Origin of the sequence: Chlorobaculum thiosulfatiphilum, from assembly GCF_006265165.1 — a bacterium.
In the GTDB taxonomy this organism is placed as follows: Bacteria; Bacteroidota; Chlorobiia; order Chlorobiales; family Chlorobiaceae; genus Chlorobaculum; species Chlorobaculum thiosulfatiphilum.
Genome location: NZ_VDCH01000002.1, coordinates 83,028 through 97,599 on the forward strand (window position 1 = coordinate 83,028; position 14,572 = coordinate 97,599).

Annotated in this window: 15 protein-coding genes; 4 read left to right on the forward strand and 11 right to left on the reverse strand. The window is 56.9% G+C overall.

All coding sequences use genetic code 11. The features are described 5' to 3' along the window. Positions 1-27 precede the first annotated feature (27 nt). From hemW to FGF66_RS01780, 3 genes are all read right to left on the reverse strand, one after another. Positions 28-1,155: a radical SAM family heme chaperone HemW gene (gene hemW, locus FGF66_RS01770; protein WP_139455993.1), complete on the reverse strand. Its 1,128-nt coding sequence runs from the start codon at positions 1,153-1,155 to the stop codon at positions 28-30. Between the two features lie 72 nt (positions 1,156-1,227). Further along, positions 1,228-1,830: a D-glycero-alpha-D-manno-heptose-1,7-bisphosphate 7-phosphatase gene (locus FGF66_RS01775; RefSeq protein WP_139455994.1), complete on the reverse strand. Its 603-nt coding sequence runs from the start codon at positions 1,828-1,830 to the stop codon at positions 1,228-1,230. Positions 1,831-1,835: 5 nt separating this feature from the next. Further along, complete coding sequence (locus FGF66_RS01780) at positions 1,836-3,302, reverse strand: starch synthase (protein ID WP_139455995.1); 1,467 nt, start codon at positions 3,300-3,302, stop codon at positions 1,836-1,838. Positions 3,303-3,427: 125 nt separating this feature from the next. Here FGF66_RS01780 and FGF66_RS01785 point away from each other — a divergent pair, with 125 nt between their 5' ends. Both FGF66_RS01785 and bchJ read left to right on the forward strand, forming a co-directional pair. Next, positions 3,428-5,185 carry an Ig-like domain-containing protein gene (locus FGF66_RS01785; protein WP_139455996.1) on the forward strand — a complete coding sequence of 586 codons (1,758 nt, stop codon included), beginning with the start codon at positions 3,428-3,430 and terminating at the stop codon, positions 5,183-5,185. 36 nt (positions 5,186-5,221) lie between these two features. Then, a complete protein-coding gene (gene bchJ, locus FGF66_RS01790) occupies positions 5,222-5,797 on the forward strand; it encodes a bacteriochlorophyll 4-vinyl reductase (RefSeq protein WP_139455997.1) in 576 nt (191 codons plus the stop codon). A gap of 63 nt (positions 5,798-5,860) precedes the next feature. On the opposite strand, the gene FGF66_RS12895 is transcribed toward bchJ, so the two are convergent. The 8 genes from FGF66_RS12895 to FGF66_RS01815 all read right to left on the reverse strand — a co-directional run bounded on the left by FGF66_RS12895 (position 5,861) and on the right by FGF66_RS01815 (position 12,341). Beyond that, the gene (locus tag FGF66_RS12895; RefSeq protein ID WP_246046488.1) at positions 5,861-6,478 is read right to left on the reverse strand and encodes a hypothetical protein; all 618 of its coding nucleotides are present in this window, start codon (positions 6,476-6,478) and stop codon (positions 5,861-5,863) included. Between the two features lie 117 nt (positions 6,479-6,595). Beyond that, positions 6,596-7,117 carry a hypothetical protein gene (locus FGF66_RS12900; RefSeq protein WP_246046490.1) on the reverse strand — a complete coding sequence of 174 codons (522 nt, stop codon included), beginning with the start codon at positions 7,115-7,117 and terminating at the stop codon, positions 6,596-6,598. 249 nt (positions 7,118-7,366) lie between these two features. Beyond that, the gene (locus tag FGF66_RS13075) at positions 7,367-7,720 is read right to left on the reverse strand and encodes a mechanosensitive ion channel family protein (RefSeq protein ID WP_342779624.1); all 354 of its coding nucleotides are present in this window, start codon (positions 7,718-7,720) and stop codon (positions 7,367-7,369) included. A gap of 42 nt (positions 7,721-7,762) precedes the next feature. Continuing rightward, the gene (locus FGF66_RS13080; RefSeq protein WP_342779625.1) at positions 7,763-8,023 is read right to left on the reverse strand and encodes a mechanosensitive ion channel domain-containing protein; all 261 of its coding nucleotides are present in this window, start codon (positions 8,021-8,023) and stop codon (positions 7,763-7,765) included. A gap of 26 nt (positions 8,024-8,049) precedes the next feature. Continuing rightward, the gene (locus FGF66_RS12905) at positions 8,050-8,274 is read right to left on the reverse strand and encodes a hypothetical protein (protein WP_246046492.1); all 225 of its coding nucleotides are present in this window, start codon (positions 8,272-8,274) and stop codon (positions 8,050-8,052) included. 211 nt (positions 8,275-8,485) lie between these two features. Further along, positions 8,486-9,250 carry a polyprenol monophosphomannose synthase gene (locus tag FGF66_RS01805; protein ID WP_246046494.1) on the reverse strand — a complete coding sequence of 255 codons (765 nt, stop codon included), beginning with the start codon at positions 9,248-9,250 and terminating at the stop codon, positions 8,486-8,488. 105 nt (positions 9,251-9,355) lie between these two features. Next, entirely contained in the window at positions 9,356-10,057 is a 702-nt protein-coding gene (locus FGF66_RS01810) for an indolepyruvate ferredoxin oxidoreductase subunit alpha (RefSeq protein WP_139455998.1), read from the reverse strand. An 88-nt stretch (positions 10,058-10,145) separates the two neighbouring features. Then, on the reverse strand, positions 10,146-12,341 hold the full coding sequence (locus FGF66_RS01815) for a photosystem I psaA/psaB family protein (protein WP_139455999.1): 2,196 nt from the start codon (positions 12,339-12,341) through the stop codon (positions 10,146-10,148). Positions 12,342-12,690: 349 nt separating this feature from the next. Between FGF66_RS01815 and dapF the strand changes: the two genes are divergently transcribed. Both dapF and amrS read left to right on the forward strand, forming a co-directional pair. Beyond that, the gene (gene dapF, locus FGF66_RS01820) at positions 12,691-13,485 is read left to right on the forward strand and encodes a diaminopimelate epimerase (protein WP_139456000.1); all 795 of its coding nucleotides are present in this window, start codon (positions 12,691-12,693) and stop codon (positions 13,483-13,485) included. A gap of 75 nt (positions 13,486-13,560) precedes the next feature. Beyond that, entirely contained in the window at positions 13,561-14,562 is a 1,002-nt protein-coding gene (gene amrS, locus FGF66_RS01825; RefSeq protein ID WP_139456001.1) for an AmmeMemoRadiSam system radical SAM enzyme, read from the forward strand. The last annotated feature ends 10 nt before the right edge of the window (positions 14,563-14,572 follow it).

A 14,572-nucleotide genomic window follows, 5' to 3' on the forward strand; every position in this document is an offset into this window, starting at 1 on the left:
GTTGACAATTCAGTATCAGCCGGGCGGTCACGCCGAAAGCAGTTCGGCGGCGACAAGATCGGCGAAAAGAAAGCCCGCTTCGGTGAGCGACACCTCGCCGCTTTCGACGCCGATCCACCCCTGTTCTTGTAACCGGACAAGCACGGAATCGAGATGCTGATGTCCTAATTTATGCCCTTTTCGCAAAAACCCAACAGAGAGCGGCTTGCGGATCCTCAGGGAGAGAAAAACCTGTTCATCGAAGCGCTGCTCGTCGGTCAGCGCCTCACGGAAATCGACCGCCCCGGCGGGATCGGCGAGATACTTCGTCAGACTGCTCGCGTTCGAAAAGCGCGTCTGGGCCTCGCCGCTCACCAGAAAGCTGTGCGCCGCCGGGCCGAAACCGAGGTACGGCTCCCGCATCCAGCTCGCGAGGTTGTAGCGCGAGTGGCGGCCTTCGAGCGCGAAGTTGGAAATTTCGTAGTGCCCGTATCCCGCGCCGCAAAGCAGCTCCGCCGCCAGCCGGTACATCGCCGCCTGCGCCTCTTCGCCGGGCAGGCGGCGAAGGCCTTTGCGCACATCGCGCCACAGCCGGGTCTTCTCTTCGAGCGTGAGCATGTAAACCGAAATGTGCTGCAAACGAAGATCGAGCGCCGCGCGAAGGTCGCTCTCCCATTCGGCGAGCGTCTCGCCCCCCGCGCCGCACATCAGATCGATGCTGACCGACCGAAAGCGTTCGAGCGCTTCGGAGACGACCCGGCGGGCATCGGCAGCCGAATGCGCCCGTCCGAGCGCCTTGAGCTTGCGGTCAGCAAAGGACTGTACGCCGATAGAGAGGCGGTTGACGCCGAGCGCTTGCAACGCGTCGAGCGAGGCGGGCGAAAGATCTTCGGGGTTGGCTTCGAGCGTGATTTCGGTTTCGGATGAGATTTGGGCCAGGCCGGAAATTTGCGACAGCCATGCGTCGATGAAGGAGGGCGAAACCAGTGAAGGTGTGCCGCCGCCGAAGTGAATCGCCTCGATCGCCTGCCCAGCGAAAAGCGACGCCTTCGCCGTGGTTTCGACGGCAAGCGCCTCGAAAAAGCGCTCGACGAAACCGGGTTTGGTGACCAGAAAAAAATCGCAGTAAGGGCAGCGCTCCCGGCAGAAAGGAATGTGCACGTAGAGGCAAATCATCGGGAGCCTTTATCTTGATGTGTCCAACAAATCGAAATCGATTCCCCCAACCCTGCTGTCCCTTAAGTCCTTTCAGTCCCTTGCTGTTGCCTTCCCCGAAAGCACAAAGCCGGTCACGGCCTGGTAGAGGTCGTCGGCGACATGATCCGGAAAAATCTGGCGCTCCGCGCAAAGCGCCTCTTCATTGTGACCGGTTCTGACGAGGATCGTCTTCAGCCCGGCCCGCTGGCCGCACTCGACATCGATCAGCTTGTCGCCGATGAAGAACGAGGACTCGCGATCGACCGCGATGCCCTCCTCGCGCAGGTCGGCGATGGCCTGCTCCACCATGCGGGGCGATGGCTTGCGATGGTCGATGAAGCGGTCGTACTCGGGATGGGGAAAGTTGGGATGCGCCGGGCAGTAGTAGCAGCGATCGAACGAGGTCTGGCGTTCCGCCAGCAATTCATTGAGGTAGTCGTTGACATCCTCGACATCACGCGGCGTCACGATACCGCGCGCGATGCCCGCCTGGTTGGTGATGAGCACGATGCGGAATCCCGCCTGCCGCGCCAGCGCGATAGCCTCGTCGGCCCGATCGATCAGGATGAACTCCTCGCGGCTCGAAACGTAACTGCCAATATCGCGGTTGATCGTCCCGTCCCTGTCCAGAAAAAGCACCTTCGCTAACTCCATCAGTCTCAGCCCAACAGGTTACGGTAGAGTTCGGCGTACTGCCCCGCCGAAGCGCTCCATGATAAATCGCGCCCCATGCATTCGAGCATGAGCGCGCTCCAGCGCTCCTTGTCGGCGAACAGCGCCAGCGCCTCCTGGAGCTTCGACGTCAGCGCATCGGGCGTGTAGTCGGTGAAGATGAAACCGGTGCCCTTGTCGCCACAGACCTCCTCGATGGTGTCCACGATGCCGCCGCCCGCGTAGGCGATCGGCACAGTGCCGTAGTTTTGAGCAAACATCTGCATCATGCCACAGGCCTCGATGCGCGAAGTCATGAGCAGGATGTCGAGTCCGGCGATCATCTGGTGATAAAACGCATCGGTGAACTCGGGCCGGAAGGCCATCTTTTCCGGATTCTCCTCCGCGACCTCTTTCAGCGCCTGGTCGAACTCCTTGTCGCCCGAACCGAACACAATGAGCTGAATGTCGAGTTCGAGCAATTTCGCGAGGCTCTCGCCGACGAGTTCCGCGCCCTGATAAGCGTCGAAGCTCGCGATCACGCCCACGACGGGAGTCTCTTCGGAGAAAGGCAGGCCGACCTCTTCGAGCAGCACCTTTTTGTCTTCGAGCTTCAATTCCGGCTGTTCGACGCTGTAGCGTTTCTTGATGAGCTTGTCGGCGGAGGGATTCCACTGGCGGGTATCCATGCCGTTGAGAATGCCGTGGAAGCGATCTCCACACGCCTGCAAAGCCTTGTCCATGCCGAACGAAAGCTCCGGATCAGCCGCGATCTGGCGGGCGTAGCGATCCGAGGTGGTGGTGACCAGATCGGCATGTTTTATGCCGGTAGCCAGCAGGTTGACCGTGTCGCCATCCTTTTCGAGCGCGTCGAACACCTCAGCGTCGAGGTGCTTCTGGAACGCCTTCGACTGGAAAATGCCCTGGCGATAGACGTTGTGAATGGTCTGCACGATCTTCACCTTTTTAAAGAAGTCGTGTTTGGCGTAGCGCGTCTTGGCAAGCAGCGCCACCAGCCCCGCGTGCCAGTCGTGGCAATGGATGATGTCCGGCTGCCAGCCGAGGCGAACGAGCGTCTCCATCACGCCCACGCTGAAAAAGATGAGTCGTTCGGCGCTCCCCTTGTGATCACCGCCGAGGGTGGTATCGGTAAAAAGCCCGGTGCGCTTGAAGTATTTCTCGTTATAGAGAAAATAGGTCTGAATCTTGCTGGACGGGAGGGCAGTGACCTTTATGTGCAACATGTCGGTCTTGTCCTTGAGAGGGACTTCGATATCCGACAACCGGAGCACGTCATGCAAGCGGAACTTCCGGTCATTGATGATACCGTATTTCGGCATCATGATTCTGGCCTCGAACCCCTCCTCTTCAAGCGCCTGCGGAAACGATGCCATGTAGTCGGCCAGCGAACTGACCCTTACAAAAGGAGAACCCTCGCCAGAGACATAAAGAACCTTGAAATTTCTTCTGGCCATCTATCTCAAACTCTGTCTGTTTTTTTTCTCAAATCGCTTTCATAGAATACCTTCAGTTTTTAATTTAAGAATTTTCATGCTGAGAAACAATTTAGCAGCTTTCAACTCTTTAAGGGAGAACATCATTGAAAGAATTTCCCGGCCTGAAAATTCTGGCGCCAATCCTGATCCCGGCGCTGTTCGCCGCTTGCGCCGTTGACCGTCCGCCAACAGGCGGCCCGCCGGATCGTTCGCCATTGAGCGTGACCTCCACGCTTCCGGACTCCGCAGCAATCAATGCATCGCCACAAACAATCCGCATCGGCTTCAGCCACTATGTCGGCAGGAGCGATCTTTCGGAATCGATTTTTTTCTCACCTCGTATCGATGATTACGAGGTATCGATACACGGAAAAGAGGCCCACATCCGGCTTTACGACCCGTTGCAACCGAACCGCACCTACACGCTCACCCTGCGCGCGCCGCTGAAAAGCCTCGATGGAGTCCACCAACTCGACCGGAGCCTGACGCTGGCATTCTCGACAGGCCCGGTTATCGACCAGGGAGCGATCGAAGGACGGGTATGGACAAACCGGCTGGCCCCGATGCAGAACGCCACGGTGATGGCCTACGCCGCTTCACGCTCAAACGCTATCCCGGAGACAAGGCCGGATTATATTGCCCAGAGCGGCCCGTCCGGCGAGTTCCGCTTTCAGCATCTAGCTCCCGGCAGCTATCGCATTGTGGCCATAACCGATGATAATGGCAACTTGCAGTACGATCCCGAAACGGAAGTGTTCGCCGTCGCCTCGACGCCAACGGTTCAAACCGGCATGAGCGGCGTCGGGTTGCGCTTCGCACCGGAGAACTATTCGACGAGGTCGCTGCATTCGTGCCGCACCATCAACAATCGCGAAATCGAAATTACCTTCAGCGATACGCTTCCCGCGGGGAGCTTTGACCTGTCGGCTATACGGATCGAAAACACCGGCACCGGCGCGAGCCTGCCCGTGCTTGGCTATTTCTCGCTTTCGAGAAGCAGCGAGGAGACCACCTTCCGCCTCCTGACCGCGCCAATGGAGGATCGGGCCTGGTACCGCCTCCGGTTCTCGCCCGGCGGCGCAGGAAGCCAGCTCTCGGAGCTGACCTTCTCAGGCAATGCGCACACGGAGCGCTATCCGGAACTTTCGGTCAGCATCGTCCCCGCCAATGGAGAGGACAACGTCATAGCCGAAACGATCCGCCCTGAATCCGGCTCGTCCGTCGAGCTTCAGTGCAACCTGCCGGTGGCCGAATCGTCGGTCAAACCGGCCGTCACTCTCGCTCTGTCAGAAAGAGGCCAGGACAAACCGTTACCGTTCACCATCTCCCGGATCGACAGCCGCACGTTCTCCATCGCGCCTTTTGGCGGCTTCCTGCAAAGCAAGGACTACCGCGTGAAGGTCAAGGCTGACAAGCTCAAGGAACTTGTCGGCTCGCCGTCGAGATCGGCGCTGGTGGAGTCTCTGTTCAGCACCGCCGGGCCCGAACAGTATGGAGAGATCATTGGCTCGGGCACGGCAAATGCGCCGGCGGTTGTCGTCGAAGCCCGACGCATCGGCACGGAAGCACCCCGGCGCATGGTGGCGAAAACCAATGCCAGCGGAACCTTCAGTTTCGATTTCCACGATCTTCCGGCGGGCCAGTACACCATCACCGGGTTCATTCCATCGGCCTCCGGAATGCTTTCGCCCTTGACGGAATGGTGGGACAGCGGCTCGCTCACTCCTTTTACGCCGTGCGATCCTTTCGCGGCATTGACCGTAAACGTCCGGGGCGGCTGGACGTCCGAGGGTTTCCGGCTCGACATTCCGGGTTCCCGGCGATCCGGCCTCAACAGCTCAAGACCGCAAAAAAAACCATAACTCGCGACCAACGCACAAACAGATTTTTATTTTTCAATGAGCAGCAGCCCATCACGAATCGGACCGAATTCCATTATACAGACCGTCGGCGCGCTTGAAACCGCCTACGGGAAAAGCGAAACTGAAAAACTTCTGAAAAAGATCGGTCAGGGCTACCTGATCAACAATCTGCCGTCGGAGATGGTCGAGGAGTCCAAATTCCACTCGCTGGTCACCGCCCTGCAAAAAGAGATCGGCGAAGAGGCCACGGCGAAAATTCTCAAGGAGTCGGGCCAGCGCACCGCGAAGTACCTGCTCAAAGTGCGCATTCCCGGCCCGTTCCAAACGATTGTCAAGCTGCTCCCTGCGGGCCTGGCTTTCAAGGTATTCCTCTTCGCCATCAGCAAAAATGCCTGGACCTTCGCCGGAAGCGGCGAGTTCAGTTACGGCTCGAAGCCGTCACCAAACGTCATGGTCAAAGTCACCTTCCCGTCGCATCCGGTGGTGGGCAACTTCTACCTCGGCACATTCACCGCCCTGCTCCGCGAACTGGTCAATCCGCAAACCGAGATCAAGGCTGACATCCGCAAAGAGGGCAGCGCGATTCGCTGCAACTACCTCTGCAGCATCTGAACGCCCTCCGTCGGCGCGAGACCTCCGGCGAAACTTCCGGAAACCTCGCGCCGACAATGCAGCTCAACTGCCGTACATCCCCATCAGCTCAGGCTCGAAGAAGAAGGCCTCCTCGCCGAACGCGGGGGTGAGGTCGTCGATCCACGACGCGCGCTCGTCGAACTCGGCGAGGAATGTTTTGTTGGTCCATTCGGGATTGCGGCTTTGGGTGAACTTGAGCACGAACACCTTTTCGTCGTTGATCTCGGCGACATCCTCCACAATCACCTTGCCGGGCGAGCAGGACATCGACGGCCCGCGAACCGTGCGGCCAAGCCCCGACATCTGCTGGTAGGCGCCGTTGTAAATATCGAGCGCCTCGGCAAGCGGCACCTCGAAGTAGCGCTTCGTACCGGTGTCGCGCTCGACAAACATGTAGTAGGGAATGATACCGAGCTGCACCTGCTTCTGCCACATTTCGCGCCACACGCCGGAATCATCGTTCACGTGCCGCACCACCGGCGACTGGCTGCGGATCACCGCGCCGGTCGCGCGGATGCGCCGGATCGCCGCGTCGGCTTCGGCGGTATAGCGCTGCGGCCACCAGCTCAGCGACCTGGTGCCGATCCTGATGGTTTTCAGCGTCGAGACGCCGAGCAGCGGGCACATGTATTTTTTGACGAGCGCAGTGCTCATCATCATCGGGTCGCCTCCCGTGAAAATGACATCCTTCACCTCCGGATGGAGTTCGAGATACTCGACCAGCTTGTCGATGCTGTCGTTGGCAAACTTCGGATTTTCGACTCCGGAGAACTGCGGTCACTGGAAGCAGTAGGTGCAGCAGGCGTGGCAGGCCTGCGCTTCGAGCGGAAAGAACAGCACGCTCTCGCGGTACTTGTGCTGCATTCCGTGCAGCGGTTCGTCGTCGAACCTCGGCGTGTTCAGCTCCATCTGACCGGCGGGGTTCGGATTCTGCCTGAGCTGAATCTTGCGCGCCTTCTCCCGGATGAGCGAAGCGTCGGCACTCGATTTCACAAGGTCGGAGATCGTCTGGTAGTCGTCGCCCGAAAGCATTCCCGCCTGCGGAAAGGTGAGCCGGAACATGGGTTCGTCGGGAATGTTTGCCCAGTCGATGAGATTTTCGGCGACATGGCTGTTGACGCTGAACGGGTAAACCTCCGAAACCACCCTGATGGCGTGGAGCTGCTCCGAAGAGATGCAGCCGTATTGGGGAAGCTCGTGGATATTGTTCGCTGTATAAGAGCAGTACGAGAGCATAAAAACCTCTTTTCTCGCGTTGCTGCGAGCGGGATCGCGTCTGGCGAACTGCCGTGCCGTCACGTTTGCGGACACCTCGGTATTGGCTGTAAATCGACCGGAAAGGGTACTCCGGATCGGAAAATGCTGGCCGCGGGAAAAAAGGCTGTGCGATCAGCGTGACTCGCGCACTGCCGGGAGCAGGTGCCGAGAGGTTCAACAGATAGCGAGAGATGCCCTTCTGTGATGCCCGCTCGATGAAAAGTAATTCACATACTTATTTAAGCATCCATTCCGATAATACCAACCCCACACGGGAGATACCGGAAACAATCATGAGCTGGCCTCATTTGGCCGAATTGTACGCTGCTCACGTGGCTCCCACAAGGAAATGTCGCTGCTTCTGATGTGCAGGTCGGTCTGCGGAAAGGGAATTTCGATGCTGTTTTTCCTGAATGCCTCGAAAATCCTGAAGTTCAGCTCGCTTTGCAAAAATCGCGGCGTCTGGATGCGCGTCTCGGTCCAGACCAGAAGCTCGAAATCGAGAGAGCTGTCACCGAATCCGGAAAAAAGCACCACCGGCAGAGGCTCGGCAAGAATATCGGGATGGTTGTCGGCCACGCCAAGCAGTACCCGCCTGACCTGTTCGGAGTCGGAATCGTAGGAAACGCCGACCGGCGCCGCCACCCGGAGATTGCGGTCGTTGTGGCTCCAGTTGATGACCTGCTTCTAGACGAACTCCGAATTCGGAATGATGATGTTGATGTTGTCGTTGGTCAGAATAGTCGTCGAACGGATGGCGATTCTGACCACGTCGCCGTTGATCTCGCCGACCTGGATACAGTCGCCCACCTTGACCGGGCGTTCGAGAAGGATGATGAGGCCGCTGAAAAAGTTATCGGCGATGTTCTGCAAGCCAAAACCGATACCGAGGCCGATGGTGCCGGAGAGCACGGTCAGTGTGCTGAGATCGATTCCCGCCGACTGCAAGACGACGAGAATGCCGAAAAAGACGATCAGGTATTGCAGAATGGCACCAAGGGCCGACCCCGGGTGCCCTGATCGTGCACCGAGTTGACCAGTAAGCGCCCGACGAGCATCCGCTTGAGAAACTTCGCGGCCGAGACGATCAGCGAGACCGACAGGATGATAATCACGATTTTGACGATCGAAATCTCGGCATAGCCGATCACGATCAATGGCCGGGAGAACCAGTTGGTAACGTGAGAAATATCATGCAACGCTGCTGATCCCATAGAGTTTTGTCTTCAATACTATTGCAAAACGCTCATCGAAAACTCAAAAATCGGAGTGTTCATCAAGGATAAAAATCGGAAAATGCAGCCGCCTGGATAGAACACCCGATGCCTTGTCACGATGAGAGCATTGACACTTTTTTGCTGTATCGCTACTCTGCCCAACTCTTTTTTGCCACCCAGGGACGCACCACCGCTACAGCCTTCCGGCGATTGACAGCAACTTCAGCCACCAGACCATCCATACGGCTTCGACAATATTTTTACGGGTCATTTTTGATTTACCGACGCTCCGGTCAACAAAAATGATCGGTACCTCATGAATGACAAGCCCTTTTTTCCATACCCGAAAATCGATCTCGATCTGGAACGAGTAGCCCTGTGAATGTACACGGTCGAGCGCTATGGCGCTCAGCGCTTTGGCGCTGATGCACTTGAAACCGCTGGTTGGATCGGATACCGGCATACCGGTGATCCATCTGGTGTAGATGCTGGCTGACTTTGAAAGGATCAGCCTGGAAAGCGGCCAGTTGACAACGTTGACCGTGTTGTTCATATAACGCGACCCAATGACCATATCGGCACCCTTCATTGCTTCGGTCAATGAAGCTATCGAAGCCGGATCATGCGAAAAATCGGCATCCATCTCGATAACGCGCTCATAGCCTCGATCGAGAGCATAACGAAAGCCCATGAGATAAGCCGTGCCAAGCCCAAGTTTCGTGGGCCTTGTCAACAAGGTGATACGCGTCTCTTTCTCCATGATACGCCTTACGATACCAGATGTGCCATCTGGTGAATTGTCGTCGATAACGAGAATATCGAAACTCGCCGGATAACGCTCAATAATGCTTTCGATGAGAGGCCTTATGTTATCCGCTTCGTTGTAAGTCGGTATTATTATGAGAGTTTTTGCTGTGACCGGTTCTCTTTCCTTCTTCTGTACTATCTGATCCTGCACGGTGCGTTGATTTGTCGAAATTTGGAGACACCAAATAAAAAAAGCATTGCCTTGTTACAAAGCAATGCTTTTTTATTTCTGTCCGTTTTGGAATACCGTCTCTGACTACCTGACTTCGCGATGGAAACGGTGCAAGAAGCGGAGATCGAAATCAAGCCTTTCCGGAGGCGTGTAGGAAAAGTCGAGCACGTCACCATCAGGAAGAACTTCGATCAACGCACCGGATGGGCACTCATCACCAGAGAAACATGCCGAGCAGGAAATACAGGCTACCTGATCGATATAGCATCTGAAGCCGCCTTCCTGAACATCACCATAGAACTTGTATCCGATGGCATTGACTTTTGGCGGACATTTGTCGAGGCACAGACCGCAGCCGACGCAGAGATTCTCGATGATGAAGTAGTGCTTCTTGGCTCTCGGAGCAGCCTTGGCTACTGGTGCGCCGGGTGCGGCTTTGGCTGCAGGTGCAGCCTTGGCAACAGGGGCACCTTTAGCAGCCGGAGCGCTCTTCGCTGCCGGAGCCGGTTTCGGAGGCGGCGCGGCCTTTGGCTTCACGTACGGTAGGGCGGATTCCTGACGGACGCCCGAGCGTCCCAGTATCACATTGAGCGACGCAAGCCTTGGCTTGCCTGATTGCTTGGCGGCGGGGGCGCCTGCTTTTGCAGCTGGCGCGCCTGCCTTCGGAGAAGCCGCTCCTTTGGGCGCGGCAGGAGCACCAGCTTTCGGGGCTGCCGGAGCGCCTTTCGGAGCTGCTTTCGCGCCTGGAGCAGGTGCCTGGTTTTTATTTTCAACAGGTTCGGCCATACAAACCCCCCTCTCTAAAATTGTTTTACATGGTAAACGTTATTGCTCAAGATGGCCGAAGGGGCATAAGCCCCTTCGTACCGAAATGTTACGCAATCATTTTCATCAGCGTATCGACCAGCTGTGCCAGCATCTGCTGTCCGGACACCGCTGCATGGCTGACGGGAGGCGGCAGCGGAGAGTTGGTCTGATAGAAACCGTTGGCAATGAACAGGAAGACCAGCATGAAGGTACCGCCAAAGTAGAGGAAGGTACCGGCGAGCTTGGAGTCCGAAATGGTCAGCACCGGGAAGCGGAAATTGACATCCCTGTTGAGGAACTTCTTGCCCAGCCAACGGATGGTGCGGGTCTGGATGTCTGCACCTTCAAGACGCGAACCGCGATCCTCGAACCAGACAGCAAAGCTGATGAACCACACCAGGTGACCGATCATGAGGATGGTCGAAAGATGCGAGCTGGAGAAGATCGTCACGGTCTCGGTCCAGAAGTAGTAGAAAATGCCCGAGGTGTAGTGATGCTGCAAGTGAGCGATCGAGTCCCAAGCCTTTGCGTCGGCAGCGGGCACACCGTACATCATCGACGCGATCCATGCGCCATCGATGTACCAGCAGACTGCGGAGAGACCCTTGATACCCCAAAGCATGGCGAACCAGAGCTGGTCCTGGATGGAGACACCACAGGTACCGCCATAGACCGGACCGAGGCACGGAAAGGAGTAGGAGTTCTTCTTCAGGCCCAGGTCATCCCACAGAGGAGAGGTATGAGCGAAGAAGGCGATACGAACCAGCGCGATCAGCGAGAAGAGCGAGCCGGCTGTGATAACGTGAGCCATAACCCAGTCGTTGATGCTCGGATCAGCGAACATCCACTGGAAGATCGGCAGCGGTTTGAGCCAGTAGAACGACATCGTGATATTGGTGCCGAAAAGGTTCAGCTCACAGATGGTGTTCCAGACGATAACGGCATAGACAGAAAGCATTGTCGAGAAGCAAAGCGCCATAACGGTGCCGAGAATCTTGACCTGGACTTCCTGATCGCGGCCTTTGGTGATCCAGATAGACTTGATCTGGTTGTAGATGCCATTGAGCTGGATCTTGAGCAGGTACTGACCACCATGATAGACACCTGCGAACACATAGAGGACACCGCAGATGATGTGGTTGAAGGTGATGAGGTTGGTCACAACCCTTGCCATGCCGAACGACTCGCCGTTCCTGGGAAGAATGGCGTAGGCCGGAAACTCAGCAAACTCCTTGGCGCCGGAGATGACCTTGCCGCCCTGTTCGACAAAGTTGAAACTGACGCGGTTGAACGGTTCGCCATAGATGTAGAAAACCAGCTTGTCGAGTTCCTTGTAGTAAGGAGCGAATGACGGCTGCTGGAAAGCCACGAAAGCGATAACGCCAAGCGCGATGTTGATGTAGCCGATGGCGGTCAGGTGAACCGAGAAGGCGGCTTTCATGTCGTCATTGAGGTGAATGGCCGCATTCGGGGGATTGTTCCACCAGTAGATGCCGAGAGCGAAGAAAATCACGGCAAAGACGAACGACATGAAGGTCTCGGAGTTGATCGTCTGGAAATCCGGAATCGGAGCGAAACCAAGGATAAGCCACATCACGAGTCCCCAGCCAAGGAAGAGGAGTGACATGTAAACGGCGTGTGGGCCAAGAGCCTCTTTGTAAGACTTCGCGCTGGTGCCACTGAAAACCATATCACCGAACTTTCCGAGGAAACGGAAATCGCGGAAGTTACCGCAGCGACCGGTGAAGGGGTTCGTCAGATTGTGCGTCCAGTGACGCCATCCGCCGAAAATCAGCACGGAACCGGCAATGAAATGATAACCGGCCCAGAGAAGAAGCTTGGTGCCCGCCCATTCGAGGTCGGCGGTCTTGGTGCTGTACGTGTCGATGCCGAGCGAGACCATCCTTGGCTTGATGGTCAGGTAGAACCAGTTGTCGTGGAAACCCGGAGCACCCCAGGGAAAAACCTGGATTCCCGAGATGTAGTAGATCGCCATGATGAATCCCAGCACTCCAAGCAGGGCGAGATGGCCACCGACCACCTGCTCATCATCGATCTTTTCGGTATCAAAGATCTGGTACCACTTCGTCGAGCGTGTTTCCGTTCGCTGGAACAGAAAACGTCTCATCTTGGCGGCATCCTGCTCTTTAATGACCGATGCTCCGCCTGGCGCGCCATTTGCCTTCGGAGCTGGTGCATTCCCTTTGGGAGGAGGCACTGTCCCCTTCGGCTTGACCCCTGCGGGTTTCACTTGTTCAGCCATTGTATGTTCTCCTTTGTTTGGACGTATTTTCAGGTTGAAGAAACCGAAAAAACCGGCAACCTCTCTCACGTATATGCGGCCAACACTCTGTCACGGCAAGGAAACCGGTGACTGATAATTGACATGGAGAGCTTCCCGGAAAAAACATTTTTGCAGTCTGGCTCAAGAAAAAGTACCCTGCAACAGTAGCAAATAAAATAAGAAAATTTATTTAATAATAAAGTTTTTTGCCCGTCGACACCAAGGATGGCAGTATTTTGGAAGTAAACGCAGGGAACATCATTTTCCATATTTGTACAGGGCGAAACCATGATATTTTACTGAAAACTGACTATCAAAAAAAAGCAATATGCAGATCGATTTCACCAAAATGTCGGGGGCTGGCAATGACTTCATCGTCATCGACAACCGCCAGTCCGTTTTCAGCCTGACTCACGAGCAGGTGCGCACCATGTGCGCCCGGAGAACCGGCATCGGAGCCGACGGCCTGGTCCTCGTCGAAACTTCGGAAAGTACTGATTTCAGAATGAATTACCACAATGCCGACGGCTATCCGGGCACGATGTGCGGCAATGGGGGCCGATGCGCCGTCTGGTTCGCGCACCTCCTCGGCATCCGCCCGGCCGCCGGGCGCTACCGCTTCAACGCAGGCCCTGGAACCTATGAAGCAGAGGTGACCGGCGAGGAATCGGTCAGACTGCACATGCTGCCGCCGACAGATTTCAGGGACGATATGCAGGCCGGAGCATGGAACTGCCATTTCGTCAACACCGGCTCGCCTCACGCCATAACCTACGTCAACGACCTCGACAAGATCGACGTATTCGCCGAAGGTCGCGCCATCCGCCACAGAGAAGAGCTCTTCCCCGGAGGCGCAAATGTGAACTTCCTCGAAGTCACCGCGCCGGATGCGCTCAGCATCCGAACCTTCGAGCGAGGCGTCGAGGACGAGACGCTCGCCTGCGGCACCGGCACGGTAGCCGCAGCTCTGATGAGCTACCGGCTCGGCAAGGTCGCATCATCGCCGGTCAAGGTAACGGTCAGAAGCGGCGAAACGCTGATGGTGGGATTCAACGACGCGATGGATGAAATTTATCTTGAAGGCCCGGCCCGCGTGGTTTACCGGGGAACTATCACCCTGTAGAATGGCATTCTCTGCCATTATCGGGACACGCCCGGTCAACCGGTATCCCGTTCCGAATCCGGAAAAGGACGCAGTATGCGCGAAGCGAACTTCTATCATGCCGCACCCGACGGAGTGCTCCAGTGCGACCTCTGCCGTCACTACTGCCGCATCAGGCCCGGCAGCAGTGGTCTGTGCCGGGTGCGCCGGAACGTTGATGGAAAACTGTTCACCCTCACCTGGGGCCGGACGGTCTCGCAAGCCGCAGACCCGGTTGAGAAAAAACCGCTGCTTCATTTCATGCCGGGAACCCAAACCTGGTCTCTCGGCACACCCGGCTGCAACTTCAGATGCGCCAACTGCCAGAACTGGGAGATCAGCCAGGCGCTCCCCGACGAAACGATTCCGCTGATCGCGCCCGAAGCGATCGTCCGCAACGCCATCCGCGCCGAATGCCCCTCGATCTGTTGCACCTACACCGAGCCGACCATCTTTGCCGAATACGCGCTCGACGTCATGAAGCTCGCGCGGCAGACGGGCCTCCGGAACATCTGGGTCAGCAACGGCTATTTTTCAAAAAACTGCCTCGACGCCATCGCCCCCTGGCTCGACGCCGTCAACGTCGATCTCAAATCGATGGACGACGCCTTTTACCGCCGCGTCTGCGGTGCGCGGCTCGCCCCCGTACTCGACAGCCTGCGGCTGATTCGCAAAAGCGGCATCCATCTCGAAATCACCACGCTCGTCATTCCGGGTCAATCCAACGATCCGGCCATGCTCGAGCGGCTCGCCGGATTCATCGCGCGTGATCTCGGAAGCGACGTGCCGTGGCATGTCATTCCGTTTTATCCGGAGATTTCTTGGAAAATGCAGGACACGCCGCCAACTTCGGCGGATGCGATCGAGGCGGCGTACGAAATCGGGCGCAGAGCCGGATTGTCATATGTCTATGCGGGAAGCCATTCCGACACTCTGTGCGCGGAATGCGGCGCGAGGCTTGTTGCACGCTCGCGGCAGTTCATCGGCGCAAAGGTCGAACGGTTCGACGCCAACGGCCGCTGTCCCGCTTGCCTCGCTCCGTCGCCAATACGAGACTGAGCGAACGGCG